General features: G+C 72.3%; 22 protein-coding genes and 1 pseudogene. 20 read left to right on the forward strand and 3 right to left on the reverse strand.

Going from position 1 to position 25,201, the window contains the following annotated elements:
* The first annotated feature begins 301 nt into the window (after positions 1–301).
* The 11 genes and pseudogenes from dacB (at position 302) to EBO15_RS10480 (ending at position 10,879) form a co-directional block, all read left to right on the forward strand.
* Positions 302–1,546 (forward strand): D-alanyl-D-alanine carboxypeptidase/D-alanyl-D-alanine endopeptidase, encoded by a 1,245-nt coding sequence (dacB, locus tag EBO15_RS10430; protein ID WP_233616098.1) that lies wholly within the window; start codon positions 302–304, stop codon positions 1,544–1,546.
* A gap of 267 nt (positions 1,547–1,813) precedes the next feature.
* Positions 1,814–2,929: a zinc-dependent metalloprotease gene (locus EBO15_RS10435; RefSeq protein ID WP_122194139.1), complete on the forward strand. Its 1,116-nt coding sequence runs from the start codon at positions 1,814–1,816 to the stop codon at positions 2,927–2,929.
* A gap of 66 nt (positions 2,930–2,995) precedes the next feature.
* Positions 2,996–4,003 carry a tRNA lysidine(34) synthetase TilS gene (tilS, locus tag EBO15_RS10440; RefSeq protein WP_122194140.1) on the forward strand — a complete coding sequence of 336 codons (1,008 nt, stop codon included), beginning with the start codon at positions 2,996–2,998 and terminating at the stop codon, positions 4,001–4,003.
* Positions 4,004–4,071: 68 nt separating this feature from the next.
* A complete protein-coding gene (gene hpt / locus EBO15_RS10445; RefSeq protein WP_122194141.1) occupies positions 4,072–4,635 on the forward strand; it encodes a hypoxanthine phosphoribosyltransferase in 564 nt (187 codons plus the stop codon).
* A gap of 296 nt (positions 4,636–4,931) precedes the next feature.
* Complete coding sequence (ftsH, locus tag EBO15_RS10450) at positions 4,932–6,953, forward strand: ATP-dependent zinc metalloprotease FtsH (protein WP_122194142.1); 2,022 nt, start codon at positions 4,932–4,934, stop codon at positions 6,951–6,953.
* Positions 6,954–7,015: 62 nt separating this feature from the next.
* A complete protein-coding gene (folE, locus tag EBO15_RS10455; RefSeq protein ID WP_122194176.1) occupies positions 7,016–7,618 on the forward strand; it encodes a GTP cyclohydrolase I FolE in 603 nt (200 codons plus the stop codon).
* A gap of 214 nt (positions 7,619–7,832) precedes the next feature.
* A pseudogene (gene folP / locus EBO15_RS10460) lies at positions 7,833–8,657 on the forward strand (dihydropteroate synthase); the annotation flags it as partial.
* 353 nt (positions 8,658–9,010) lie between these two features.
* Positions 9,011–9,445 carry a nuclear transport factor 2 family protein gene (locus EBO15_RS10465; RefSeq protein ID WP_122194143.1) on the forward strand — a complete coding sequence of 145 codons (435 nt, stop codon included), beginning with the start codon at positions 9,011–9,013 and terminating at the stop codon, positions 9,443–9,445.
* Positions 9,442–9,807, forward strand: coding sequence for a dihydroneopterin aldolase (gene folB / locus EBO15_RS10470; protein ID WP_122194144.1), 366 nt, complete (start codon positions 9,442–9,444; stop codon positions 9,805–9,807). The genes EBO15_RS10465 and folB overlap by 4 nt, the downstream gene beginning before the upstream one ends.
* Positions 9,804–10,403, forward strand: coding sequence for a 2-amino-4-hydroxy-6-hydroxymethyldihydropteridine diphosphokinase (gene folK / locus EBO15_RS10475; protein WP_233616099.1), 600 nt, complete (start codon positions 9,804–9,806; stop codon positions 10,401–10,403). The genes folB and folK overlap by 4 nt, the downstream gene beginning before the upstream one ends.
* Positions 10,404–10,420: 17 nt before the next feature.
* Positions 10,421–10,879, forward strand: coding sequence for a DUF3180 domain-containing protein (locus EBO15_RS10480; protein WP_325051889.1), 459 nt, complete (start codon positions 10,421–10,423; stop codon positions 10,877–10,879).
* Between the two features lie 114 nt (positions 10,880–10,993).
* Here the strand turns inward: EBO15_RS10480 and EBO15_RS10485 are convergent, their stop codons facing one another.
* The gene (locus EBO15_RS10485; RefSeq protein ID WP_233616100.1) at positions 10,994–12,142 is read right to left on the reverse strand and encodes an NADH-quinone oxidoreductase subunit D; all 1,149 of its coding nucleotides are present in this window, start codon (positions 12,140–12,142) and stop codon (positions 10,994–10,996) included.
* A gap of 471 nt (positions 12,143–12,613) precedes the next feature.
* Here EBO15_RS10485 and EBO15_RS10490 point away from each other — a divergent pair, with 471 nt between their 5' ends.
* The 3 genes from EBO15_RS10490 to EBO15_RS10500 all read left to right on the forward strand — a co-directional run bounded on the left by EBO15_RS10490 (position 12,614) and on the right by EBO15_RS10500 (position 16,152).
* Positions 12,614–13,141: a PH domain-containing protein gene (locus tag EBO15_RS10490; protein ID WP_233616101.1), complete on the forward strand. Its 528-nt coding sequence runs from the start codon at positions 12,614–12,616 to the stop codon at positions 13,139–13,141.
* A gap of 380 nt (positions 13,142–13,521) precedes the next feature.
* Positions 13,522–14,904: a PH domain-containing protein gene (locus EBO15_RS10495; protein WP_233616102.1), complete on the forward strand. Its 1,383-nt coding sequence runs from the start codon at positions 13,522–13,524 to the stop codon at positions 14,902–14,904.
* A 48-nt stretch (positions 14,905–14,952) separates the two neighbouring features.
* Positions 14,953–16,152 carry a cytochrome P450 gene (locus tag EBO15_RS10500; protein ID WP_122194149.1) on the forward strand — a complete coding sequence of 400 codons (1,200 nt, stop codon included), beginning with the start codon at positions 14,953–14,955 and terminating at the stop codon, positions 16,150–16,152.
* On the opposite strand, the gene EBO15_RS10505 is transcribed toward EBO15_RS10500, so the two are convergent.
* On the reverse strand, positions 16,110–17,183 hold the full coding sequence (locus EBO15_RS10505) for an SAM-dependent methyltransferase (RefSeq protein ID WP_325051891.1): 1,074 nt from the start codon (positions 17,181–17,183) through the stop codon (positions 16,110–16,112). The two genes, EBO15_RS10500 and EBO15_RS10505, sit on opposite strands and share 43 nt — an antisense overlap.
* A gap of 126 nt (positions 17,184–17,309) precedes the next feature.
* Between EBO15_RS10505 and EBO15_RS10510 the strand changes: the two genes are divergently transcribed.
* The 5 genes from EBO15_RS10510 (at position 17,310) to EBO15_RS10530 (ending at position 23,375) form a co-directional block, all read left to right on the forward strand.
* Positions 17,310–18,500 carry a sensor histidine kinase gene (locus tag EBO15_RS10510; protein WP_122194151.1) on the forward strand — a complete coding sequence of 397 codons (1,191 nt, stop codon included), beginning with the start codon at positions 17,310–17,312 and terminating at the stop codon, positions 18,498–18,500.
* Positions 18,501–18,620: 120 nt separating this feature from the next.
* Positions 18,621–19,310 carry a response regulator transcription factor gene (locus EBO15_RS10515; protein ID WP_267898395.1) on the forward strand — a complete coding sequence of 230 codons (690 nt, stop codon included), beginning with the start codon at positions 18,621–18,623 and terminating at the stop codon, positions 19,308–19,310.
* A gap of 170 nt (positions 19,311–19,480) precedes the next feature.
* Complete coding sequence (locus tag EBO15_RS10520; RefSeq protein WP_158628179.1) at positions 19,481–19,717, forward strand: chaplin family protein; 237 nt, start codon at positions 19,481–19,483, stop codon at positions 19,715–19,717.
* A gap of 332 nt (positions 19,718–20,049) precedes the next feature.
* Positions 20,050–20,853 carry an ABC transporter ATP-binding protein gene (locus EBO15_RS10525; RefSeq protein ID WP_122194153.1) on the forward strand — a complete coding sequence of 268 codons (804 nt, stop codon included), beginning with the start codon at positions 20,050–20,052 and terminating at the stop codon, positions 20,851–20,853.
* 5 nt (positions 20,854–20,858) lie between these two features.
* Complete coding sequence (locus EBO15_RS10530) at positions 20,859–23,375, forward strand: ABC transporter permease (RefSeq protein WP_122194154.1); 2,517 nt, start codon at positions 20,859–20,861, stop codon at positions 23,373–23,375.
* A gap of 229 nt (positions 23,376–23,604) precedes the next feature.
* On the opposite strand, the gene EBO15_RS10535 is transcribed toward EBO15_RS10530, so the two are convergent.
* A complete protein-coding gene (locus tag EBO15_RS10535) occupies positions 23,605–23,901 on the reverse strand; it encodes a hypothetical protein (protein ID WP_122194155.1) in 297 nt (98 codons plus the stop codon).
* Positions 23,902–24,180: 279 nt separating this feature from the next.
* On the opposite strand from EBO15_RS10535, the gene EBO15_RS10540 reads away from it, so the two are divergent.
* Positions 24,181–25,095: a Rossmann-like and DUF2520 domain-containing protein gene (locus EBO15_RS10540; protein WP_122194156.1), complete on the forward strand. Its 915-nt coding sequence runs from the start codon at positions 24,181–24,183 to the stop codon at positions 25,093–25,095.
* Positions 25,096–25,201 lie beyond the last annotated feature (106 nt).

Raw genomic sequence — 25,201 nt, forward strand, 5'->3', positions numbered from 1 at the left:
GGCCGGGTCGCCCCTGGTTCGCGCGCCCGATCCCTGGCGGGAGGGCGGCGAGGACCGCTGCCCCTTATATCGTGGCGCGCGTCCTCGCGCGCGGGCGAGGACGCAACTATAAGGATGTCGCACGTTGGTGAGTGCTGAGTTGGGGAGGGGCGTCCCGGTCGTGGCACGTGCTCGGACGCTCGCCTTGGGCACACTGGCCCTACTCAATGTTTTCGCGGTGATCGCGGCGTTCGCAGTGGTGAAACTCACACCTGCCAGGCATCTTTCGCCACAGCCGCCGTCGGTCGCGGCCCATGATCCGGTGGCCACCGCGGCCGGCCTGAGGGCGGTCGACCCCCTGGCCGCGCGCGCTCCGAACCCGTCCACGTTGGCGGCGCGGCTGTCGGCGGTGCTGAACCAGCCCGGTCCGAGGATCAACGCCGTCGTGATCGACGCGGCGACGCGGCAGCCGTTGTTCGCGCAACGGGCCGACCATGCCGCCACGCCCGCGTCCACCACGAAGCTGGCCACATCCGTGGCGGCGCTCGCCGCTGTGGGGCCGCAGCACCGGATCACCACCCGGACGGTCCGCGGCGCGGGCAGCAGCGTGGTGCTCGTCGGAGGCGGCGACACGACGCTCACCGCGCAGCCGCAGAAGCCTGGGACGGGCCGTCCGGCCTATGCGTCCCTGGTGGATCTGGCCAGGCAGACCGCTGGTGCGCTCACGCGCGCGGGGGTGCGGCGGGTCCGGGTCGACTACGACGCGTCCGCATATCAGGGCTCGCGTATCGCCCCTGGCTGGAAGCCCAACTACATCCCGGACGGTGAGGTCGCCCCCTTGACGGCCCTGACCGTCGACGAGGGGCGTGTCAACGGGCCCGGCGCACACGCGCAGCCGCGCGTCCCGGATCCGCCCGTTGCGGCCGCTCAGGCGTTCGCGAAGCTGCTGAAGCGTTTCGGGGTCTCGGCCAAGGCGGGACGACGCGCCACGGCCGCCGCGAGCGCGCAGCAGCTCGGCGCGGTGCAGTCCCCTCCGATCTCGGCTCTCATCGAGCACGCGATGACCGAGAGCGACAACGACGTCGCGGAGGCCATGGCGCGACAGGTCGCCATCAAGAAGGGGCTGCCGGCGTCGTTCGAAGGCGGCTCGCGCGCCGTCCGCGAGACCCTTGCCGGTCTTGGCATCACTGAAGGCGTGGAGGTCTCGGACGGCAGCGGCCTGTCCACCCGGAACCGGATCACGCCTCTCGCGCTCGCGCGTATCGCGGCGCTCGCCGCGTCCCCGCAGCGCCCCGACCTGCGCTCGGCCATCACGGGGATGCCGGTCGCCGGATTCACCGGGACGCTCGCGCCGCCGCGTTACACGACCGCGGCCAGCGTGGGCGGGGCGGGCGTGGTCAGGGCCAAGACCGGCACCCTGTCGGGCGTCAACACGCTCGCGGGGCTCGCCATCGACGCCGACGGGCGCCTGCTCGCCTTCGCCTTCATGGCCGGTGACGGCAAGACCTCCGTGGACCCGGGCAAACTCGACCAGCTCGCCGCCATCCTCGCCGGCTGCGGCTGCTGACCCTCACCCACTCGCGCGCACGACCGATCACCCGCGCGCCCGCATGAGCGATCTCCGCTGGCTCCGGTGGGGCGGCTGGGGCTGCGTGAGTGCTTTGTGCGGGGGCGCTTCTGGGGGTGGGATCGGGGCCATGCCCGCGCGGGGCGCGTGCGCTTATGCGTTTGCGGGGTGGGGGAGATAAACCGGAACGGCTGTTCGTTGAACGGGACGTGCAGGGCGCTCCGGCGCCGGATCGCGAACGTACGGTGGGTGGACATGAGCGCCTCAATGATTGACTGGAACGTCGCGGTGCAGACAGGGACCCGGCTCGTCCGGCCCGGCCCCCAGGTGGAGCCCGCCGAGGCCCGTGAGGTGGTGGCCCAGCTGCGCGAGCTGTCCCGTATCGCGCACGGGCACGTGCGGGACTTCACCGGGCTTCCGATCGAGGCCGATCCCGCGCCCGCGACGGTCGTCGACCGGCCGGGCTGGATCAGGGCGAACGTGGACGGCTTCCGGGTCGTCCTGGAGCCGCTGATGGAGCGCATGGCCGAACAGCGCAGCCCCGGTCTGCTGAGCGGCGGGCCAGGCGGGACGATGGTGCAGGCCGTCGGCTCGCGCGTCACGGGCATGCAGGTCGGCGCGATCCTCGCGTACATGGCGGGACGGGTGCTCGGGCAGTACGAACTGTTCCTGCCGCCGGATCCGTCCGGGGAGGCGCCTGCCGGACGACTCACCCTGGTCGCGCCCAACATCGTCTATGTCGAGCAGGAGCTCGGGGTGGACAAGCGTGATTTCCGCCTTTGGGTGTGCCTCCATGAGGAGACGCACCGCGCCCAGTTCACCGGCGTCCCCTGGCTGCGCGCGTACGTGCAGGACCAGATGACCGAGTTCCTGCTGGCGTCCGACCTCGATCCCGGCGCGATGCTCGACCGCCTGCGCGACGCGGCCGAGGCGGTGGCGGACGCGGTGCGCGGAGGCGAGGGCAACCTCATCGACGCGATCCAGACGCCCGGTCAGCGGGAGATCCTCGACCGGCTCACGGCCGTGATGACGCTGGTCGAGGGGCATGGCGACTACGTGATGGACGCGGTCGGGCCCGAGGTCGTGCCGTCCGTCCGGCAGATCCGCGAGCGGTTCCAGGGACGGCGTGAGGGCGGTTCGCGGCTGGACCGGACGATCCGGCGGCTGCTCGGCATCGACCTGAAGATGAAGCAGTACGCGGAGGGCTCCCGGTTCGTCCGGCGGGTCGTGACCGAGGTCGGTATGGACCAGTTCAACCGGGTCTGGGAGTCGCCCGAGACGCTCCCGACGCACGCCGAGATCAAGGAACCCGCGCTGTGGATGCGGCGCGTCCTCGACCCGGCCGCGCTGGACGCTCCGCCGCCCGAGGCGAACGAGGCCTGACCCCCGGTCGCGCGAGGCTCCGGGCGGGCGAGCGGAAACGTCGGAGGCGCGTGGTACTGGTTGCGCATGGGGCCTGATCCTGCGGTGGCGGCGGTGCGGCTGGCGGTGCGGCGCGCGCTGGCCGGCCTGCCGCCGGGTGCGATGACGCTGGTCGCGTGCAGCGGCGGCGCCGATTCGCTGGCGCTCGCGGCGGCGCTCGCGTTCGAGGCGCCGCGGTCGAGGCGTCCGGCGGGCGGCGTGACGGTCGACCATGGCTTGCAGGACGGGTCGGCCGAGCGCGCCGAGCGGATGGTCCGGACCATGGCGTCGCTCGGGCTCGACCCCGCGGGCTCGGTCGCGGTCACGGTCGGAACCGAGGGCGGGCCTGAGAACGCCGCACGTGTCGCCCGGTACGAGGCGCTCGATCAGGCGGCGCGGCGGCTGCGCGCGGGGGCCGTGTTCCTCGGGCACACGCGTGACGATCAGGCCGAGACGGTTCTGCTCGGGCTCGCGCGCGGATCCGGGGCGCGTTCCCTGGCCGGGATGCCGTCCTCGTTCGTCCGCTCTCGGGATCATTACGAACAGTGTGAGGTTCGTTACGAGCGGCCACTGCTCGAACTGGACCGTGCCACCACTCGCCGCGCGTGCGAGGCTCTCGGGCTGGAACCCTGGGACGACCCTCACAACGATGACCCGTCCTACACGCGTGTTCGCGTCCGGCAGGAGGCACTGCCCGCGCTGGAACGCACCCTCGGCCCCGGCGTCGCCGAGGCCCTCGCGCGGACGGCCCGTCTTCTCCGCGACGACGCCGACGCCCTGGACGATCTTGCCGTCGAGGCTCTCGGGCGCGCGCGTGGGCCCGAGGAGGACGGCCTCTCCGTGGACGTTCTCGGAGGGCTGAACCGGGCGGTGCGCACGCGTGTCCTGCGGACCGCGGCGATCGAGGCGGGCAGTCCAGCGGGTACGCTCGCGGCCGTCCACGTTGATGACGTGGACCGGCTGGTCACGGGCTGGCGCGGGCAGCGGCACGTCGATCTCCCCGGGGGGATCCGCGCGTTCCGGCGGTATGGCAGGCTGCTGTTCGGCCGGGAGTGACGCCGCGCAGTCGCGTGCCCGCACGTACCATGCGCACGCAGGGTGACCGTCTCGATGAGGGTGGGGTAGTGGACGAGAAGGACCTGGGCGCCGACCTTTCCAAGGTGCTGATTCCGGAGGACGTCCTCCAGGCCAAGGTCAGGGAGCTGGCCGCGCAGATCGACGCCGACTACGCGGGCAAGGACCTGCTGCTCGTCGGCGTGCTCAAGGGCGCCGTGATGATCATGGCCGACCTCGCCCGGACGCTGCACTCGCACGCGTCGATGGACTGGATGGCGGTCTCGTCCTACGGGTCGGGCACCAAGTCGTCCGGCGTGGTGCGGATCCTCAAGGACCTCGACACCGACATCCTCGACAAGCACGTGCTGATCGTCGAGGACATCATCGACTCCGGGCTCACGCTGTCCTGGCTGATCAGCAACCTGCGCTCGCGCGGGCCCGCGTCGCTGGAGATCTGCGCGCTGCTGCGCAAGCCGGAGGCCGTGCGCACCGAGATCGACTGCCGCTACCTCGGCTTCGACATCCCGAACGAATTCGTCGTCGGGTATGGGCTGGACTACGCGGAGAAGTACCGGAATCTGCCGTTCGTCGGCACGCTGGCCCCGCATGTCTACGGAGGCACGGGGGGCTGACCCGCCGGACGGGCGGTCTGGAACAACGGGGCCGCGCGGGACGTTGTGGACTTTGTTGACGGGTATATCGAACGGATCAGGGGATCGGCGCTGGCTGCGTCCCCTGTGTTCCGCGGTGTACCGTCAGTGTCCCGAGCCTTCGGGCATGGGAATGTGAGGGTGACCGCACCGGCGGGATTCGCCAACGGCGACGCTCGCCCGGCTCGGAGCCGGTTCGCGAGGGCGCCCGTCCCCGCGGGAACGGGTGAGGATCGCAACTGTCAGGAGGGACGGGGCCCGGAGGGGTTACCGGATAAATGGACGTGAAGCGCTATTTTCGCGGGCCGCTGCTGTGGATCCTGCTGTTCTGCCTCTTGGTCGCCCTGGTCATGTGGGGTGTCAATCCCGGCCGCTCGTTCGAGAAGGTCGACACCTCCAAGGTGGTCCAGGAGATCAACGCGGGGCAGGTGAAGTCCGCCAAGATCATTGACAAGGACCAGCGGATCGAGGTCACCCTCAAGGACGGTGACAAGCGACAGCAGGCGTCCTGGGTGGACGGCCAGGGCCTCCAGCTGCAGAACATGCTGCAGAAGCAGGTCGACTCCGGCTCTCTGTCCGGTGGCTACACCGTCGACGTCCCCAAGCAGAGCTTCATTCTGAACCTGCTGTTCAGCCTGCTGCCCATCGTGGTCATCGTGCTGATCTTCCTGTTCATCATGAACCAGATGCAGGGCGGCGGCAGCCGGGTGATGAACTTCGGCAAGTCCAAGGCGAAACTGATCACCAAGGACACGCCGAAGACCACGTTCGCCGACGTGGCCGGGGCCGACGAGGCCCTGGAGGAGCTCACCGAGATCAAGGACTTCCTGCAGAACCCGGCCAAGTTCCAGGCCATCGGCGCGAAGATCCCCAAGGGCGTGCTGCTGTTCGGCCCGCCCGGCACTGGAAAGACGCTCCTCGCACGCGCGGTCGCGGGCGAGGCGGGCGTGCCCTTCTACTCGATCTCCGGCTCGGACTTCGTCGAGATGTTCGTCGGTGTCGGCGCCTCGCGTGTCCGCGACCTGTTCGAGCAGGCGAAGGCCAACGCCCCGTCGATCATCTTCATCGACGAGATCGACGCCGTCGGCCGGCACCGCGGCGCGGGCCTCGGCGGCGGCCACGACGAGCGCGAGCAGACGCTGAACCAGCTGCTCGTCGAGATGGACGGCTTCGACGTCAAGGGCGGCGTCATCCTGATCGCCGCGACCAACCGCCCGGACATCCTCGACCCGGCGCTGCTGCGCCCGGGCCGGTTCGACCGGCAGGTCACCGTCGACCGTCCCGACCTCGAGGGCCGCAAGGGCATCCTGCGCGTGCACGGGCGCGGCAAGCCGTTCGCCCCGGACGTCGACCTCGACGTCATCGCGCGCCGCACCCCCGGGTTCACCGGCGCCGACCTGGCCAACGTCATCAACGAGGGTGCGCTGCTCACCGCGCGCTTCGACCGCAAGCTGATCGACATGGAGACCCTCGAGGAGTCGATCGACCGCGTGATGGCCGGGCCGGAGCGCAAGACCCGGGTCATGTCGGAGAAGGAGAAGAAGGTCATCGCCTACCACGAGGGCGGTCACGCGCTCGTGGCACACGCGCTGCCGAACGCCGACCCCGTGCACAAGGTGACGATCCTGCCGCGCGGCCGGGCCCTCGGCTACACGATGACCCTTCCGATGGAGGACAAGTTCCTCAGCACCCGGTCCGAGATGACCGACCAGCTGGCGATGCTGCTGGGCGGCCGGACGGCCGAGGAGCTGGTGTTCCACGAGCCCACCACCGGCGCGGCCAACGACATCGAGAAGGCCACCTCGATCGCGCGCAACATGGTGACCGAGTACGGCATGAGCGAGCGCCTCGGCGCCCGCAAGTTCGGCACGGGCCAGGGCGAGGTCTTCCTCGGGCGCGACATGGGCCACGAACGCGACTACTCCGAGGACATCGCGTCCGCGATCGACGACGAGGTGCGCCGGTACATCGAGACCGCGCACGACACCGCCTGGGAGATCCTGGTCGAGTACCGGGACGTCCTGGACGACCTGGTCGTCAACCTCATGGAGAAGGAGACCCTCTCCAAGGACGAGGTGCTGCGGATCTTCGCCCCGATCGCGAAGCGGCCGCACCAGAACTCCTACACCGGCTACGGCAAGCGCCTCCCGTCGGACCGTCCGCCCGTGCTGACGCCCAAGGAGCTCGCGCTCATGGGCCCGCAGGACGTGCCGTCCGACCTGGCGCAGAACAACGGGCAGAGCGGGGGCGCGGCCGACAACGTCGCGCAGCCGTCCGACCCGAACCAGGGCGAGAGCTGATCGTCTTGTCCGAAGAGCAGTTCCCGGCCGGGTTCTCCGCCGACGGCGACGCCGAGTCGCCGTTGGAGGAGGGCCTGGCCGACCGCGCCACCGGCTTCGACAACGCCCGCATCGAGCGGGCCGTCCGCGAGATCCTGTTCGCGATCGGGGAGGACCCCGACCGTGACGGCCTCCGCGACACCCCGGGCCGCGTCGCGCGCGCGTACGCCGAGCAGTTCGCGGGTCTCCGGCAGCGTCCGGAGGACGCGCTGAACAAGATCTTCGAGGCCGACCACGACGAGATGGTCCTGGTCAAGGACATCGAGGTCTACTCCACGTGCGAGCACCACCTGGTGCCGTTCCACGGCGTCGCGCACGTGGGGTACACCCCGAACAAGTCCGGCCAGATCACCGGGCTGTCGAAGCTCGCGCGGCTGGTGGACGTGTACGCCCGGCGCCCGCAGGTGCAGGAGCGGCTGACCAGCCAGGTCGCGGACGCGATCATGAAGATCCTGGAGCCGCGCGGCGTGATCGTGGTGATCGAGGCCGAGCATCTCTGCATGACCATGCGCGGGGTCCGCAAGCCCGGCGCGAAGACGGTCACCTCGGCCGTCCGCGGCGACTTCCGCGAGTACGCGCAGACCCGAGCCGAGGCGATGAGCCTCATCCTCGGCCGTCCCGCCTGATAGACCGTCGCCCGGCCCTCTCGGGGGCCTGGGCGCCCGCCCGGCCGGCATGATCGACGATCATGTCGGCCGAGCTGTTTTCGGTGGCGGGAAGCGGGGGGAACGTCCTGCTCCGAGCGCCCGGTTTCCCTTGGGAGACCGGGCGCTTTTCGGGTTATCCACAGGTTGGGGCGGGAGTCGGGGAGTGTCCGGAAGAGGGCATAGGGTTGGGGACATGACCAGTGCCGTCGTTCCGGGGCTGCCCGAGCCAGGGCGATGCCTCGTCATGGGCGTGGTGAACGTGACCCCCGACTCGTTCTCGGACGGGGGCGACTGGTTCGACGCCGACAAGGCGATCCGGCATGGGCTGGACCTGGTCGCCGAGGGCGCCGACGTGGTCGACGTGGGCGGCGAGTCCACACGGCCGGGCGCGCAGCGCGTCTCCGGCGAGGAGGAGCTGCGGCGGGTCGTCCCGGTGATCAGGGCGCTGTCGGAGGCGGGGGTCCCGGTCAGCGTCGACACCATGCGCGCCGAGGTCGCGGAGGCCGCGGTCGGGGCCGGGGCGCTGCTGGTCAACGACGTCAGCGGCGGGCTCGCCGACCCGGCGATGCCCCGGCTGGTCGCGCAGGCCGGGGTGCCGTACGTGGTCATGCACTGGCGCGGGCACAGCGCCGGGATGAACGATCAGGCCGTCTACGGCGACGTGGTGGCCGAGGTCCGCGAGGAGCTGCTGCGCCGGGTGGACGCGGTGCTCGCCGAGGGCGTCGACCCGTCCTTGATCGTCCTTGACCCGGGGTTGGGGTTCGCCAAGAACGCCGAGCACGACTGGGCTCTCCTCGCGCACATGGACGCGCTGGTCGGCACCGGCTACCCGGTGCTGTTCGGGGCGTCCCGCAAACGTTTCGTGGGCCGCGCCCTCGCCGCGCCGGACGGTACGCCCCGTCCGGTCCGCGAGCGCGACGACGCCACGGTCGCGATCACCGCGCTCGCCGCCGCCGCGGGCGCCTGGTGCATCCGCGTCCACCGCGTCCGCGCCAACGCCGACGCGGTCCGCATGGCCGACGTGATCACCGCCCACGCGGCCCCGGCCACCACTCACGCGGCCCCGGCCGCCAACGGCTTCGCGGCCACGACCCGTCCGAGCACCACACCCACGGCCGCCTCGGGCGATCCCTCCGCGGCCGCCTCGGGTGGTGCTCACGTGGGTTCTCCGGATGGGGGGCATGCGGGCTCTTCGGGGGCTGGAGGGCCGGGGGGCTCTGGTGAAGCGGAAGAGGCCGGGGAAGGCGGGCCCGCCGGGGGTGGGCACAGGGTGCCCGACGGTGGGGCGGACGACGGTCATGAGGGCGGTGGGCGCAGCTTCTCCGTGGGCGGCGACGACGTGCCCGGACGAGCGGATGGCGTGGGGCGCGGGTGAGCGAGGACGCACGGGCCGTCAAGGCGGTCGAAGAGGCGAACGCCGAGTTCTACACCGCGTTCGAGGTCGGCGACCTGGACCAGATGTCGCGGGTGTGGGCGGACGGCGAGCACGCCGGGTCGCTGGTGTGCGTGCATCCGGGCTGGCCGATGCTGCGCGGCCGGGACGAGGTGCTGCGCTCCTGGGCGCTGATCATGGCGAACACGTCCTACATCCAGTTCGTCCTGACCGACGTGGAGATCGACGTTCACGGCGACCAAGCCGTGGTGACCTGCAAGGAGAACGTGCTGACCGCCGACGAGGACACCGAGACGGGGTTCCTCGCCGGGGGAAGCATCGTCGCCAGCAAGGTGTTCGTCCGTGACGGGGAACACTGGCGCCTGCTGCTCCACCACGGTTCACCCATTCTGAGCACCGCAGAGGAAGAATGAGCCTGGACCGGATCGAACTGCGCGGGCTGCGCGCCCGCGGACGGCACGGATGCCTGCCCGCCGAGCGTGAACTGGGGCAGGAGTTCGTGGTGGACGTGTCACTGGGGCTGGACACCCGCCCGGCCGCGGAGGGCGACGACCTCTCGGCTACCGTCGACTACGGATCACTCGCGAGCAGGCTGGTGGCCGTGGTGGAGGGCGAGCCCGTCAACCTGATCGAAACGCTCGCCGACCGGCTCGCGAAGATCTGTCTGGAGGACCCGCACGTCGCCGAGGCCGACGTCACCGTGCACAAGCCCGCCGCTCCGGTGCCGCACCCCTTCACGGACGTCGCCGTGAGGATCAGGAGGAGTCGCCCATGACAGCGTCCGACCACCGTCCGGACCCGATGCCCGACCGGACCGCCACCGGCGGCCACATGCTCGTGTCGCACCGCGTCGTCCTCTCGCTGGGCAGCAACCTCGGAGATCGCCTGGACAACATCCAGGAGGCCGTCGACGCGCTGTTCGACGCGCCCGGTCTCGACTTCGTCGCCCTGTCGCCGGTCTACGAGACCGCGCCGTTCGCGCCGCCCGGGGAGGATCTCCCCGAGCAGGGCGACTACCTGAACATCGTGCTGGTCGCCGACACCCGGCTGCCACCGGAGAACCTGCTGGAGCGCGTCCTCAACATCGAGAACTCGATGCGCCGCGTCCGCGAGGTCCGCTGGGGGCCGCGCACCCTGGACATCGACATCGTGATCTTCGGGGACGTCGAGATGGACCAGCCGAACCTCACGCTCCCGCATCCGCGCGCGCACCAGCGGGCGTTCGTGCTGGTGCCGTGGGCCGACATCGAGCCCGACGTGCTGCTGCCCGGCCACGGCCGGGTCGGCGACCTCGCCGCGGACGCGATGCGCACGGGTGGCCAGGACGCCGCGCGCCGCCGTGACGACCTGAGCCTGCAGCCGCCTGCATGAGACCGTCCCGTCCCGCTGTGCTCGCCATCCTGGTGGTCGTCCCCGCGGCGATCACCTGGGTGGTGCTGCGCGCCGCCTACGTGTCGCTGCCGGTGCTGCCCTGGACGGCCGTCCCGACGCTGCTGCTCCTCGCCCTCGGCGAGGCGTTCACCGGCGTCAACCTGTTCCGCCGCATCCGCCGCAAGGCGGGCAGCAACCTGAAGCCCGTCGAGCCGATCTCCGCCGCCCGGATGGCCGCGCTCGGCAAGGCCAGCGCGCACGCCGCCGCCGTCCTCGGCGGGATCTTCGGCGGGTTCGCGCTCAGCCTCGGCGACAATCTCGACAAGGCCACCCCCCGCCAGGACTTCTTCGTCAGCGTCGGCACCTTCTTCGCTGCGCTCGTCCTGGTCGGCGCGGCCTACTTCCTCGAGTACGCCTGCCGCGTCCCCAAGGACCCGAACGAGGACCACCGCGACCACGGTGTCTCCCGCGCCTGACCCCTCCCGCCCCGAAGACGAGATCAACGTCCCATCGCGCCCGCTGTCGGTTGACCGTGGTCTGGAAGCCGAGTCGTTCCATGTCGGCGCGGATCGGAAGGCGGTTCGCTTCGGCTATTTGTCGATGTCGCCCACGACGAAGAACATCGAGCCGAGGATCGCGATCATGTCCGCGATCAGGCAGCCAGGCAGGAGCTCGGCGAGGACCTGGATGTTGTTGAACGAGGCGGAGCGCAGTTTCAGCCGCCACGGCGTCTTCTCGCCGCGGGAGACGAGGAAGTAGCCGTTCAGGCCGAGCGGGTTCTCCGTCCAGGCGTAGGTGTGGCCCTCGGGGACCTTCAGGACCTTCGGGAGGCGCTGGTTGATCGGGCCGGGCGGAAGGTCGGCGAGCCGGTCGAGGCAGGCGTCGGCGAGGTCGAGCGAGACGTGCACCTGGTCGAGCAGGCACTCGAACCGGGCGAGGCAGTCGCCCTCGGTGCGGGTCACGACGCGGACGGGCAGTTCGCCGTACGCGAGGTACGGCTCGTCCCGGCGCAGGTCGAAGTCGACGCCGGCGGCGCGCGCGATCGGGCCGGACACGCCGTACTGGAGGATCTGCTCGCGGGTGATCGTCCCGACGCCGCGGGTGCGGGCGCGGAAGATCTCGTTGCCGAGGATCAGGTCGGAGAGGTCGGACATCCGCGCGCGGACGTCCGCGACGGCGGTGCGGGTCCGGGTCGTCCAGCCCGCGGGGAGCTCCTCCTTCAGGCCGCCGACGCGGTTGAACATGTAGTGCATGCGTCCGCCGGAGATCTCCTCCATCACGTGCTGGAGCGTCTCGCGCTCACGGAACGCGTAGAAGATCGGCGTGATCGCGCCGATCTCGAGCGGGTAGGAGCCGAGGAACATCAGGTGGTTGAGGACGCGGTTCAGCTCGGCGAGGAGCGTCCGCGCCCAGACCGCGCGCCGTGGGACCTCCATGCCGAGCATCCGCTCGACGGCGAGGACGACGCCGAGCTCGGACGAGAACGCCGACAGCCAGTCGTGCCGGTTCGCCAGCACGATGATCTGCCGGAAGTCGCGGACCTCGAACAGCTTCTCCGCGCCGCGGTGCATGTACCCGACGACGGGTTCGGCGGCGACGATCCGCTCGCCGTCCAGCGTGAGGCGCAGGCGGAGGACCCCGTGCGTGGACGGATGCTGCGGGCCGATGTTGAGGATCATGTCCTCGGTGGCCAGCTCCTTGGCCCCCGCACCGATCCCGACGGTCCTCTGCGTGGTCACGTTCCTCATCGTGCCACGACCGCCGTCCACGCGCCGGACCCGAACGCGCCGGGCCCGAACGTCCCGGAGCCGGACGCGCCGGACGTGGCCGTGGCCGGGGTGTCCGCCGGGCTCGCGGCGGGGGTGTTCTTTCCGGTTGACTAGGGGGCAATGAACCCAAGCCACCACGAACAGCCGACATCCGGCGAACCGTCCGGTCCCCGGGACGTGCCGCCGCCCGGCCCCGACCCGATCGTCCTGGACGCGGCGGATGCGCGGAACGGGCACAATGTGATGCCCGCGCAGAATGCGCACGGCGTCAATGCGCACGACGTCAATGGGTATGGCGTCCCGCCCGGTTCGCAGGGTGCGCCGTTCGCGGGGCAGGTGCAGGGTGCTCCTCCCGGTCCGTCCGGGGAGGGCGCGTACGGCGGACGGCCTCCCCAGGGTGGGACGCCTTCGATGGGTGCCGGAGGTGGCGTGGTGTATCCGGTGGCGGAACAGCAGGCGGGCGCGGCCGGGTATCCGGCCGCGGAGGCCTTCGAGCCGGGCGCGGGGCTCGTGTGGTCCCGGATCTCGTCGCGTTATCCGTGGCATCGGCGGATCGCCGCGCTCGTCCGCGCGATCCCGGTCGCCGCGGTCGGCGCGTTCCTGCTCTGGCGCGGTGGCGGGACCCTCGCGGCGCTGCTGTGGGTCGTGGGCGTGCTGGCCGTCCTCGTCGTGTCCTGGGTCGCGGTCGAGATCGCGTACCGGTCGTACGGGTACGCCGAACGCGGCGACGACCTGATCGTGACGAGCGGGGTGTTCGTGCGCCGCCTGATCGTCGTCCCGTACGGCCGGATGCAGTTCGTGGACGTCACGGCGGGGCTGCTGGAGCGCTGGATGGGTCTCTCGACCGTCCGGCTGCACACGGCCGCCGCGGCGACGGACGCGGTGATCCCGGGTCTTCCGGCCGCCGAGGCCGCCCTGCTCCGCGACCGGCTCGCCCGCAAGGGCGAGGAACGGAGCATGGGCCTGTGACCGCACCCCAGGAGCCGCCCGCCGACGGGGCTCCCCAGGACGCGTTCTCCGCTCCCGATCCTCAGATCTCCGGTGCCCCCCGGCCTCCAATGCCCGGCTCGCAGGGGCCAGGTTTTCCGGGTTCCGGTTATCAGGCCACTGGGATGCAACCTTCTGGAGCGAATCCGCCCGGAACTCAGGTTTTCGGGGGGCATCCTCCTGTTCCCCTGGCTCCCGGCCCCCAGGGGCTTGGTTTCGGGCCTCCGCAGGGGGCCGTGCCGGACGGCAGGGTTCGGCCTACGTTCATGCCTCCGCACGGGATGCCGCAGCCGGGGTATGGGGTTCCGCCGGGGTATCCGCCGCAGAGGGCCTATGGGCCGCCGCAGATGTATCCCGGGCCTGTGTATCCGGCGCCGGGCTACCGGTACGTGCCGCCCGCGCCTCCGCCGCCCGTCCGGTTCTCCGTGGGGACGCACCGGGTGCACTGGGCGACCGCGCCGCTGCGCGCGTTCACCATCATGATCGTTTACTTCGTCCTGCTCGGGTTCCCGTTGCTGATGACGCGGACGAGCGACGGCGCGGCGGTGTCGTTCAGCCCGGTGGTGCTGCTCCGGTTCCTGATCGTCTCGCTGGTCGTCGGGGCCGGCGCGGTCGCGGCGGGCCTGTGGGGCTGGCTGGGGCTGCGGTTCCGGATCGAGGGGGACGACCTGGTCGTCGAGAACGGGCTGCTGCGGCGGCGCGTCCGGCGGATCCCGCTGTCGCGGATCCAGGCGATCGACGTCGTCCGGCCGCTGGTCACGCGGGTGTTCTCGCTGGCCGAGGTCCGGGTCGAGCTGGCCGGCGGGGAGCAGAGCGAGATCCCGTTCCGCTACCTCGGACGCAGGGCGGCGGGCGATCTGCGCGCCGAGCTGCTCGCGCGCGCGGCCGGGCTCCCGGGGCACACGCCGGAGGCGCCCGAGCGGCCGGTCTACCGGGTGCCGTTCGGGACGCTGCTGGGCGGGCTCGTGCTGCGGCTGCCGGTGATCGCCACGTTCCTGCTGATGATCTTCTCGCTGGTGTTCCTGATCGCCTTCCGGGAGCTGGCGATGCTGGCGGTGGCGCTGCCCGCGCTGCTCGGGCTGATCCGCGCGGTGATCGCGCCGATGGTGATGTACGCGAACTTCACGGTCGCGGTGTCCCCGGACGGCGTCCGCCTGCGGTACGGGCTGCTGGAGACGCGGATGCAGACCGTCCCGCCGGGACGGGTGCAGGCGGTGAGCGTGGTCGAGCCGTCCATCTGGCGCGGGCCGGGCTGGGCGCGGCTGGACGTCACGGTCGCGGGGTACGCGGGGGAGCGGCAGGCGCTGTCGTCCACGCTGCTCCCGGCGGCGCCGAGGGCGGTCGTCGCGCAGCTGGTCGCGCTGGTCTTCCCGGGGACGAACTTCGACGCCGTCCCGCTGCTGCCCGCCTCCCAGCGGGGGATGACCGTGGACCGGGCGGACGGCGCCGGAACCGACGATGTCATCTTCGTCGCGAGGCACGGCTGGCTCTGCCGCCGGACGGACATCATCGCTCATGCGCGCGCGCAGAGCGTCCGGCTGACGGTGAACCCGGTGCAGCGGCTTCTGGGGCTCGCGACCGTCCATGTGGACGCGCCACCCGGGCTCGTCCAGGTGGCGGCGGCCGACCGGGATCTGGGGGAGGCGCGCGCGATCGTCGAGTCGACCGCGCTGCGGGCCCGCAGCGCCCGCGCGGCGTCCGGTGACACGGCCCACTGGGCGGCCCGTCAGAACCAGGCCCGCTGATCAGCGCGATCATCGCCGGACTGGACGTATTGTTCCAGCGTGAGTGAGATGTCCTATGACCCGTGGTCGGCGGAGTTCGTCGCGGACCCGTATCCGGTGTTCGAGCGGCTGCGGGCGGAGCGTCCCGTCTTCTTCGACGAGGCGACCGGCCAGTGGGTGGTCAGCCGCTACGCCGACGTGGACGCGCTGCTGCGGGACCGCCGCCTCGGCCGGTCCTACCTGCACACCGGAACGCACGAGGAGTTCGGCCAGCAGGCCGAGTCGGACTTCCTGAAGCCGTTCTGGGACCTGGTCCGCGCCGGGATGCTGGACGTCGAGCCGCCGACGCACACGCGGCTGCGGCGCCTGGTGTCCAAGGCGTTCACGGCCCGGATGGTCGAGGGCCTGCGGCCGACGATCCGCGGCCTGGCCGAGGGGCTCGCCGCCGACCTCGTCGCGCGCGGCGGCGGCGACCTGCTCGCCGACCTGGCCGAGCCGCTGCCGGTGACCGTGATCGCCGAGATGCTGGGCGTCCCGGCCGAGGACCGGGGGCTGCTGCGTCCCTGGTCGGCGGACATCTGCGGGATGTACGAGCTCAACCCGCCGGACGAGGTGCAGCGCAAGGCCGTCCGCGCCGCGAACGAGTTCTCCGACTACCTGCGCGGACTCGCGCGGGCGCGCGCAGCCGAGCCGCGCGACGACCTGATCTCGGCGCTCGCGCGCGTCGCCGACGAGGGCGACCGGCTCACCGAGGACGAGCTGATCGGCACCTGCGTCCTGCTGCTGAACGCGGGGCACGAGGCGACCGTGAACGCGACCGGCAACGGCTGGTGGGCGCTGTTCCGCAACCCCGGGGAGCTGGAGCGGCTGCACGCCGACCACGGGCTCGTCCCGACGGCGGTCGAGGAGCTGATGCGCTACGACGGCCCCGCGCCGATGTTCGAGCGCTGGGTGCTCGAGGACGTCGAGGTCGGCGGCGTGACGATCCCGCGCGGACAGGAGGTCGCCCTCCAGTTCGCGTCGGCGAACCGCGACCCCGAGGTCTTCGCGGACCCGGACACGCTGGACCTGGGCCGCGACCCGAACCCGCACATCAGCTTCGGCCTGGGCATCCACTTCTGCCTGGGCGCGCCGCTCGCCCGCATCGAGATGGCCGAGTCGCTCGGCGCGATCCTGCGCGCGGCGCCGGCGCTGAAGCTGATCGAGGAGCCGCGGTGGAAGCCCGGCTACATCCTGCGCGGGCTGGAGTCCCTCAAGGTCGAGCTCTGAGCCGGGACGCGGGCCACGGGCGCGAGCCCGGCCAGGGACGGCGGTAGCGGCATCCCGGCGGTCTGGGCGAGCCAGCCGAAACCGCCGAGGCCGGACGCGTCCAGGAGTTCGGCCTCCTCGCCGGCGGTGCGGAGGCCGACGAGGTAGGCGCGCGGGTCGCGGTGGGCGAGGTCCAGCGGCGGACGCGCGCCCGTGAGGCCGAGGGCGCGCAGCGCGTCCCGCTGGGTGGTCAGCAGGGTCGCGCTCGCGCCCGCGCGGTCGCCGGATGCCGCGCAGGCGTCCAGGGCCACGTGCGCGGTGATGTCGCACGAACCGTCCGGAACGGGCGCGACCGTGGCTCCGTCGCGATATCCGGTGAGCGTCCCATAGGGCGGACGGGCCGCTCGTGCGTGCGCGTAGTCGACGGCCACGGCGAGGCCCGTGTCGAGGCGTTCGATGACGGAGGCCCAGGCGGCACAGCGCGGACGCCCGATCTCGGCGCGGTCGCCGGGCTCGCCGAGCGGCCACCAGGACGCGATCCAGTCCAGGTCCTCGGGGGACGGCGGCGGGCCGAGCCGCTCGTCCCCGGACGTCCGGCGGACCTCGACCAGGCGGGGGCCGGTCGAGGTCTGCTCCACGACGTCCAGCGGGACGTTGTCGAGCCACTCGTTCGCGATCACCAGGCCGGTGATCGACTCGGGCGGGGCGCCGCGCCAGGTGATCGCTGCGGGCAGGCCGTCCGGGCGGGGCGCGACCTCGACCGCGATCGGGCGGATCCGCCCGGCGAGGGCGGGGTCCGCGTGGGCGAGGAGATGCCGCAGGATCCCGGCGCAGCCCGCGCCGATGTCCACGACGTCCAGCCGTTCGGGGCGGCCGAGCGCCGCGTCCACCTCGCCGAGCAGCCGGGCGAGCGCGGCCGCGAACCGGGACGACGCGCTCACCGAGGTCCGGAAGTGCTCGCCGGGCCGCTCGCCCCGCCGGTAGAAGCCGTCCTCGCCGTAAAGGGCCAGCTCCATGGCCGACCGCCAAGGGGCCCAGGTCAACGCCGCCACCCTGCCGACGCTACCGCGCCCCGGGCACCCCGGGCGCCGGTGCGGGGCGCCGCGCTACCTAGGGCGGAGGGCGTGTCCGACCTGGGGTTGATCCAGGGCTGACCAGCTCATACGTACGCTGGGCGCATGGTCGGCAGGCTCTGGGAATGGTGGCGGGGCAGACGGGCGCTCGTGGACGCCGCGTTCCTCGCCCCGCTGGTGCTGCTGCAACTCGTCACCATGCCGAGCGCGGTGGCCGACCCGGCGGACCGCTACCGCGTCACGGTTCTGGGGTACCTGCTGCTCTCGGCGGCGCTGCTGGTGCCCATGGTGTGGCGCCGCCGCTGGCCGAGGGCGACGTTCGCGGTGGTCTCGCTGGTGAGCTTCGCCCAGTGGGTCTACGGCACCCAGATGCTCGTCGCGAACGCCACCGTGCTGATGGGGCTCTACACCGTCACCGCGTACTGCTCGTTCCGCTGGGGGCTCGCGGCGCTAGGCACGGCCGTGCTCGGCGCGCTCCTGGAGGCGTTCAGGCAGGCGGACGGCGACTGGAGGTCCGCGCGCGCGACGCTGTTCGTGTTCGCGGTGTGCCTCACCGCCGTCTGGATCCTCGGTCTGCACATGCGGACGCGCCGTGCCTACCTGCGGGAACTCGAGGAACGCGCGGAGCGGCTGGAGCGTGAGCGGGACACCGAGATCCAGATGGCCCGCAACACCGAGCGCGCCCGGATCGCCCGGGAGATGCACGACGTCGTCGCGCACAACGTCAGCGTGATCGTCGTCCAGGCGGACGGCGCGGCCTACGCGCTCGACTCCGATCCCGGCCGTACCCGGCAGGCGCTGGAGGCGATCTCCTCGACGGGCCGGACGGCGCTCGCGGAGATGCGGCGGCTGCTCGGCGTCCTGCGCGAGGAGGCCGCGGGCGGCGCGTACGCTCCGCAGCCGGGCCTCGGCCAGCTGGACGACCTGGTCGAGCAGGTCCGGGCGGCCGGGCTGCCGGTCACCCTGGTGAGGTCCGGGTCGCCGCCGGAGGTGTCGGAGGGGCGCGCGCTGACGATCTACCGGATCGTCCAGGAGGCGCTCACGAACGCCCTGAAACACGGGGGTCCGCGCACGTCGGCGAAGGTCCTCCTGCATTACGGTGACGACGAGGTGACGGTCGAGATCGTGGACGACGGGCGCGGCGCCGCCGCCCCGGACGACGGTCACGGGCACGGCCTGGTCGGCATGCGCGAGCGCGCCGCCGTGTACGGGGGCGAGGTGGACGCGGGCCCGCGTCCGGGCGGCGGGTTCGAGGTGAGGGCTCGCATCCCCGTCCGCGAGGAAGCACGGGCCTGACGCAGGACGTGCGGGTGCGCCGACGCGCGGGCGCGCGCGAGGGCGGCCTCGTGCGCGCGAGGGCAGGGTGCGAACAGGAGCGGTGGGGTGTGACGGTTGGACGTGAGTGAGGAGAGACGGGTGGACGAGCCGATCCGGGTGCTTCTGGTCGACGACCAGGAGCTGGTGCGGGCGGGCTTCACGATGGTGCTGGACGCCCAGCCCGACATCGAGGTCGTCGGGGAGGCCGGGGACGGCGCGGCGGCCGTGGAGGCGGTGCGGGCCGCCCAGGCGGACGGCCCGGTCGAGGTCGTCCTCATGGACGTCCGGATGCCCCGCATGGACGGCATCGAGGCGACCCGGCGGATCGTGGCGGCCGGCGGCCCGAAGGTGATCATCCTGACCACGTTCGACCTGGACGAGTACGCGTTCGCGGCGATCAAGGCGGGCGCGAGCGGGTTCCTGCTCAAGGACGCGGGCCCGGCGCAGCTGGTCGAGGCGATCCGGGCCGTCCGGTCCGGGGACGCGGTGGTCGCGCCGAGCACCACCAAGCGGCTTCTGGACCGGTTCGCCCTGCATCTTCCGGACGGCGGCCGGGACAAGGCGGCCGAGGCCCTCGCCGCGCTCACCGAGCGCGAGACGGAGGTGCTGCACCTGGTCGCGCGGGGCATGTCGAACGCCGAGATCGCCGAGCGGCTCTACGTTTCCGAGGCCACGGTGAAGACCCACATGGGCCGGATCCTCATGAAGCTCGGGCTGCGCGACCGGGTCCAGGCCGTGGTGTTCGCATATGAGACGGGTATGGTCAAGAGCGGCCAAAGCGACAACTGACCGTCACGATGCGATCACTCTATGGTGACTTTTCGTTCTCAAGGGGGAGTTGGCGGTTCCCTTACGCATTGGTAGCTGAATAACTACCCGACGTGAGCGTCACCGGATGGCGCGGTGGCGCGGTCGTGTTGGTCGGGCCGCCCAGACGGCCCCACGTACGGGAGGTTCTAGTGCTCAAGAAGCTCGCTCTCACCGGCGCCCTCAGCGCCGTCGTCACCGGCTCCGTCCTGGCCGCTCCCGCGAACGCCGACATCCACACCAACGGCTCCGGCGGCGTCCTGTCCGGCAACCAGATCATCGCGCCGATCTCGATCCCGATCGACCTCTGCGGCAACGCCGTGGGCGTCCTCGGGACCGCGAGCGGCGGTTGCAAGGGCGGAGCGGCCGTCGGCAACGCCATCGGCTGACGGGCCCGTCCGGTGACCGTCCCGTGAGTCGCCGGACGGCCCGCCGCCGATGCGCGTACGAGCGCCGGAACCCTTCCGGGTTCCGGCGCTTTCGCATGTCCGGGTTCGCATGTGCGGGGTTCGCATGTCCGGTGCTTTCGGATGTCGGGGGCGTGATCCGGGGGCCGTCCGCGCGCAGGTTCAGGCACATCCCTCGCGCACCGCGTCGGCGGTGGGGTTGACGGGGATGTACGACTTTGGTCGTACGCGGGCGGCGAAGCCAGCCGAAGTGCTGATCCGAACTGTGAACGCGCGGTCGATGGCACGGGGTTCCCGGCTTCCTAGCGTGGTCCATGACGTTGGAGACCACCGAAGGAGCCGAAGTGACCAGCACGTTCACCAACCCGCCCGCGACGCCCGGGCGGACCGCCGAGCCGCCGGCGGTCGTCGCCACCGAGGTGAGCAAGGTCTACGGCTCCGGCGACGCGGCCGTGCACGCCCTGCGCGGCGTCAGCGTCGGGTTCGCGCGCGGCGCGTTCACCGCGATCATGGGACCGTCCGGGTCCGGCAAGTCCACGCTGATGCACTGCCTGGCCGGGCTCGACACGGTCTCCGGCGGGCAGGTCATGCTCGGCGACGCCGAGCTGACCGCGATGAACGACAAACAGCTCACCCTGCTGCGCCGCGACCGCATCGGGTTCATCTTCCAGGCGTTCAACCTGCTTCCGACGCTCACCGCCGAGCAGAACATCCTGCTCCCGCTGGAACTCTCCGGACGCAGGCTCGACCGCGCCTGGTTCGACCAGGTCATCGACGTGGTCGGGCTGCGCGAGCGGCTCGGGCACCGGCCGAACGAGCTGTCGGGCGGGCAGCAGCAGCGCGTCGCGTGCGCCCGCGCGCTCGTCTCCCGCCCCGAGGTGATCTTCGCCGACGAGCCGACCGGCAACCTCGACTCGCGCTCCGGCGCCGAGGTGCTCGGCTTCCTGCGCGCGTCCGTCCGCGAGATGGGCCGGACGATCGTCATGGTCACGCACGACCCGGTCGCCGCGTCCTACGCCGACCGCGTGGTCTTCCTGCGGGACGGCCAGATCGTCACCGAGCTCTACCAGCCGACCCCGGACACCGTCCTCGACCGGCTCAAGAGCCTGGGGGCCTGAGCGCGATGCTGAAGACGACCGTCGCCGGGCTCGCCCGGCAGAAACTGCGGCTGCTGCTCACCGCGCTCGCGATCACCCTCGGCGTCGGGTTCATCACCGGCACGTTCGTGCTGACCGACTCGATGAAGTCCGGGGTCGACAAGACGTTCGCCAAGTCCGCCGACAAGATCGACGTGGCCGTCCTGCCGAAGCGCGCCGCGGACGACCTGCCCCCGGCACTGCTCGCCAAGGTGAAGGGCGTGCCCGGCGTCACGGACGCCGAGGGCCTGGTCAAGGGCGACGCCGCCCTCGTCGGACGGGACGGCAAGGCCGTCGGCGACTCGCCGACCCTCGGCATGTCGATGCCGTCCGGACGCCTCCTGCGCTACGAACTGAACGGCGGGCGCACCCCGAACGGGCCGTCCGAGGCCGTCCTCGACACCCGCCTCGCCAAGCGCGAGCAGTTCAAGGTCGGCGACGCGGTCACCGTCCTCGACCACAAGAACAAGCCGCACCGGTTCACCGTCGTCGGCCTGGTCGACATGGGCATGGACGCCGAGGCGAGCTTCCGGGGCGCGGTCGGCTTCGACGCCGCCACCACCACCGCGATGACGGGCGTGAAGTCGTTCAGCGAGATCGACGTGCTCGGCGGCGGCCGGGACGCGGTCGCGAGCGCGGCCGGGCCCGCGTACGACACGCTGACCTCGAAGGCGCTCGCGCAGCGGCTCGCCAAGTCCAACGGCGCGGACACCACGGTCATCCAGACCGGGCTGCTGCTCTTCGGCCTGGTCGCGATGCTGGTGTCGGCGCTGGTCATCTACAACACGTTCGCGATCCTCATCGCGCAGCGGATGCGCGAGATGGCGCTGCTGCGCTGCGTCGGCGCGACCCGCCGCCAGGTGTTCGGCGGCGTGCTGACCGAGGCGGTCGTGGTCGGCTTCGTCGGGTCGCTGCTCGGCCTCGCCGCCGGGCTCGGGCTGGGCGCGGGCGCGCTGGCCGTCATCGGCTCGTTCGACACCGGGATCAAGCTCGCCGGGCCGGCGCTGACCGTCCGGACCGTTCTGGTCGCCCTGCTCGTCGGCGTCGTCGTGACCGTCGTCTCGGCGCTGGTGCCCGCCCGCGCCGCCACCCGCGTCGCGCCCGTCGCCGCCCTCCGCGCCGACCTGGAGCCCGGCAGCGGCACGTTCCGGCTCGGCTGGGTCCGGACGGTCCTGACCGCGCTGTTCGGCGTCGTCGGCGTCGGCCTCGCCGGGTACGGCGGGTTCGGCTCCGCCAAGGGCGAGTCGGCCATGTACATGGTCGCGCTCGGCGGAATGCTGTTCTTCCTCGCCGTCGTCGCCGCGATGCCCGCGCTGGTGCGCCCCCTCGGACGCGTGATCGGGGCCCTCCCCGCGAAGACCGGCGGCGTGCCCGCGCGGCTCGCCGTCGAGAACGCGCGCCGCTCGCCGCGCCGCACCGCGACCACCACGATCGCGCTGACCATCGGGATCGGGCTGATGAGCCTGTTCTCCGTCGTCGCCGCCAGCGGCAGCGCCACCGTGAACGCGCAGCTCGACAAGCACTTCCCCGTGGACTTCCAGGTCCAGTCGCAGTTCGGCGACAGCAAGTCCGCCGCGGACGAGGCGAGCCGGCGCGTGCCGTCCTCGCTGGTCGCGGACCTGCGGGCGCTGCCGCAGCTCGGCGAGGTCACCGCCGCCCGCGAGGCCGGGCGGCCGAAGTCGGGCCACCGGGACACCACGGTCACGACCGTCACCGAGTCCGCGTTCGGCTCGATGATCAAGCTCGGAACGGTGAAGGGCTCGGTCGCCGCGCCCAAGCCCGGCACGCTGATCGTCGACAAGGACACCGCCAGGGACAAGCACTACCAGGTCGGGCAGACCGTCCAGGTCCGCGGCGACCGCGGCGTCCTGCCGCTCACGGTCGCCGGGGTCTTCAGCGGGGACGTGCCGCTGCGCGGCGTCCTGATCGGCCCGGCCGACTTCGCGCGGGTCTCCGCCGTCCAGGACGCCGCGACGGTCTGGGCGAAGACCAAGCCGGGCGTCCAGGTGGACGAGGCGCGCGGCGCCGTCGACGCGGCGACCAAGGCGTACCCGACGATCCGGGTCGGGTCCATGGCGGAGATGCGCGACCAGTTCGGCAAGGCCGTGAACACGCTGCTGATGGTGTTCGGCGGGCTGCTCGGCCTCGCCATCGTGATCGCGCTGTTCGGCATCGCCAACACGCTGTCGCTGTCGGTGGTGGAGCGCACCCGCGAGTCCGCGCTGCTCCGCGCCCTCGGCCTCACGCGGCGGCAGCTGCGCCGGATGCTGTCGGTGGAAGCCCTGGTCATGGCCGTGATCGGCGCCGTCACCGGGATCGTCCTCGGGGTCGGCTTCGGCGCGGCCGCGACGTACTCCATGAGCGACAGCGCGGTGTTCGCCGTCCCGTACGCGCAGATCATCGGGTTCGTCGTGCTGGCGGCGGTCGCGGGCGTCCTGGCGGCCGTCATGCCGGCCCGCCGCGCCGCGAAGGCGTCGGTCGTCGAGTCCCTCTCGTCCGGCTGAGCCCTCGGAAGGAACAGGGAGCCCGCGTGGTCGACGACCACGCGGGCTCCCTCATTGGGGCTGCATCCCCGGTGACCTGCGGAAAGGCCACCGCCCCACCGCATCCCGTCGATGCGGTGGGGCGGGCGCGGCGCGTCCGGCTGCGCGGCCGGAGAAGGGCCCCCGGCCGCGGCCCTCGTCAGCCCGGACGGCCGCAGGCTGTGTCAGCGCTCGTCGCGCGGGCGGGTGCTCAGCGCTCGCCGCTCAGGCCGTGATCCTCGCCGCCGGCGAGGCTGCGGTTGCCGTCGTTGCGGACGGAGTCGCCGTCGCAGGAGGTGCCGGCCTGGCCCGCGAGCGACACCGTCCCGCAGGTCACGCCGTACCCGCCGACCATCACGAAGTTCACGGTGTTGCCGTTCGCGGTGCCCCTGTTGGTGTTGTGCGTGTGGGTGTCGGCGTGGGCGGGCCCGGCCAGGAAGGTGGCCCCGGCGATGGTCGCGGTGACGGTGGCGGTCTTGAGGACGGTCTTGATCACGGTGGGCTCCATCTCCTCGGGGGGCGGGTGTCCTTGGACATCCGGTGGGACTTACTTGACCTGCTCATGACGGCCGTCACCTCTTCAGAGTTACTCCGCGTGTGCTTGCGGTGGCAAGGGGTCGCCGTTCCGGCCGGGGCAAATGTGGCCGCTGTGCGGGGTTTGGCGTCACCATGGGTAGCCGCATGGTCACCACGCTGCGATGGCGCGGCGGTTCCGGACGCGTCGCGACCCGCGGGTACGCTGGATCGCGCACGTCCGGTACCTACCTTGAGGACTGGAACGAAACCGATGAACGCATCTGCCATGCCCGTCTCAGGGCTGCCCGATCCCGCGGACCGCCCGGCCCGGCTCTCCGTCGGCGTCGTCGGCGCCGGACGGGTCGGCACGGCCCTCGGCGTCGCGCTCGGCCACGCCGGGCACCGCGTGGTCGCGGTGTCGGCGGTGTCCGCGGCGTCCCGGCAGCGGGCCGAGGAGCGGCTGCCCGGCGCCGAGGTCACCGACCCCCGGGACGTGGTCGCCGCGTCCGAGCTCGTCCTGCTGACGGTCCCCGACGACGCGCTGCGCGAGCTCGCCGCCGGGCTCGCCGCGACCGGGGCGCCCCTGGAGGGACGTCTCGTCGTCCACACGAGCGGACGGTACGGCGCGGCCGTCCTGAACCCGCTCACCCAGGCGGGCGCGCTGCCGCTGGCCCTGCATCCCGTGATGACCTTCACCGGACGCCCCGACGACGTGAACCGGCTCACCGGCATCTCGTTCGGCGTGACCGCGCCGGAGCCGCTGCGCCCGGTCGCCGAGGCGCTGGTTCTGGAGATGGGCGGCGAGCCCGCCTGGATCGACGAGGAGCGGCGTCCGCTGTACCACGCGGCGCTCGCGGGCGGCGCGAACCACCTGGTCACGCTGGTCGTGGAGGCGATGGACCTGCTGCGCCGGGCGGGCGTGGACGAGCCGGGCCGGATGCTCGGCCCGCTGCTCGGCGCCGCCCTGGACAACGGCCTGCGGCTCGGCATCGACGGGCTGTCCGGCCCGGTCGCGCGCGGTGACGCGGGCACGGTCGCCGAGCACGTCGCCGAGCTGGACCGGATCTCCCCGGAGAGCCGCAACGCCTATGTCGCGCTGGCGCGACTCACCGCCGACCGGGCGCTCGCCGCCGGCCGGCTGAAGCCCGAGGACGCCGAGCGCCTGCTCGAGGCCCTCGCCGACTGACCGGTCGCCCCGGCCGGCCCACATGACGACCCCGCGCTCCGGCCCGGCGGCCCCCCGCCGCCGCGCCGGTCCGGGACGGCGCGCCGACCGCCCGTGGGGGCGGCGG

The organism is Actinomadura harenae (genome assembly GCF_003696215.1).
GTDB lineage: Bacteria > Actinomycetota > Actinomycetes > Streptosporangiales > Streptosporangiaceae > Spirillospora > Spirillospora harenae.

Coding starts and splice junctions, on each gene's coding strand:
- EBO15_RS10530 (WP_122194154.1), top strand. CDS start 20,859: ATGCTGAAGACGACCGTCGCCGGGCTCGCCCGGCAGAAACTGCGGCTG.
- tilS (WP_122194140.1), top strand. CDS start 2,996: ATGGGGCCTGATCCTGCGGTGGCGGCGGTGCGGCTGGCGGTGCGGCGC.
- EBO15_RS10435 (WP_122194139.1), top strand. CDS start 1,814: ATGATTGACTGGAACGTCGCGGTGCAGACAGGGACCCGGCTCGTCCGG.
- ftsH (WP_122194142.1), top strand. CDS start 4,932: ATGGACGTGAAGCGCTATTTTCGCGGGCCGCTGCTGTGGATCCTGCTG.
- EBO15_RS10525 (WP_122194153.1), top strand. CDS start 20,050: ATGACGTTGGAGACCACCGAAGGAGCCGAAGTGACCAGCACGTTCACC.
- folK (WP_233616099.1), top strand. CDS start 9,804: ATGACAGCGTCCGACCACCGTCCGGACCCGATGCCCGACCGGACCGCC.
- EBO15_RS10510 (WP_122194151.1), top strand. CDS start 17,310: ATGGTCGGCAGGCTCTGGGAATGGTGGCGGGGCAGACGGGCGCTCGTG.
- EBO15_RS10500 (WP_122194149.1), top strand. CDS start 14,953: ATGTCCTATGACCCGTGGTCGGCGGAGTTCGTCGCGGACCCGTATCCG.
- EBO15_RS10535 (WP_122194155.1), bottom strand. CDS start 23,901: ATGGAGCCCACCGTGATCAAGACCGTCCTCAAGACCGCCACCGTCACC.
- EBO15_RS10540 (WP_122194156.1), top strand. CDS start 24,181: ATGAACGCATCTGCCATGCCCGTCTCAGGGCTGCCCGATCCCGCGGAC.
- folB (WP_122194144.1), top strand. CDS start 9,442: ATGAGCCTGGACCGGATCGAACTGCGCGGGCTGCGCGCCCGCGGACGG.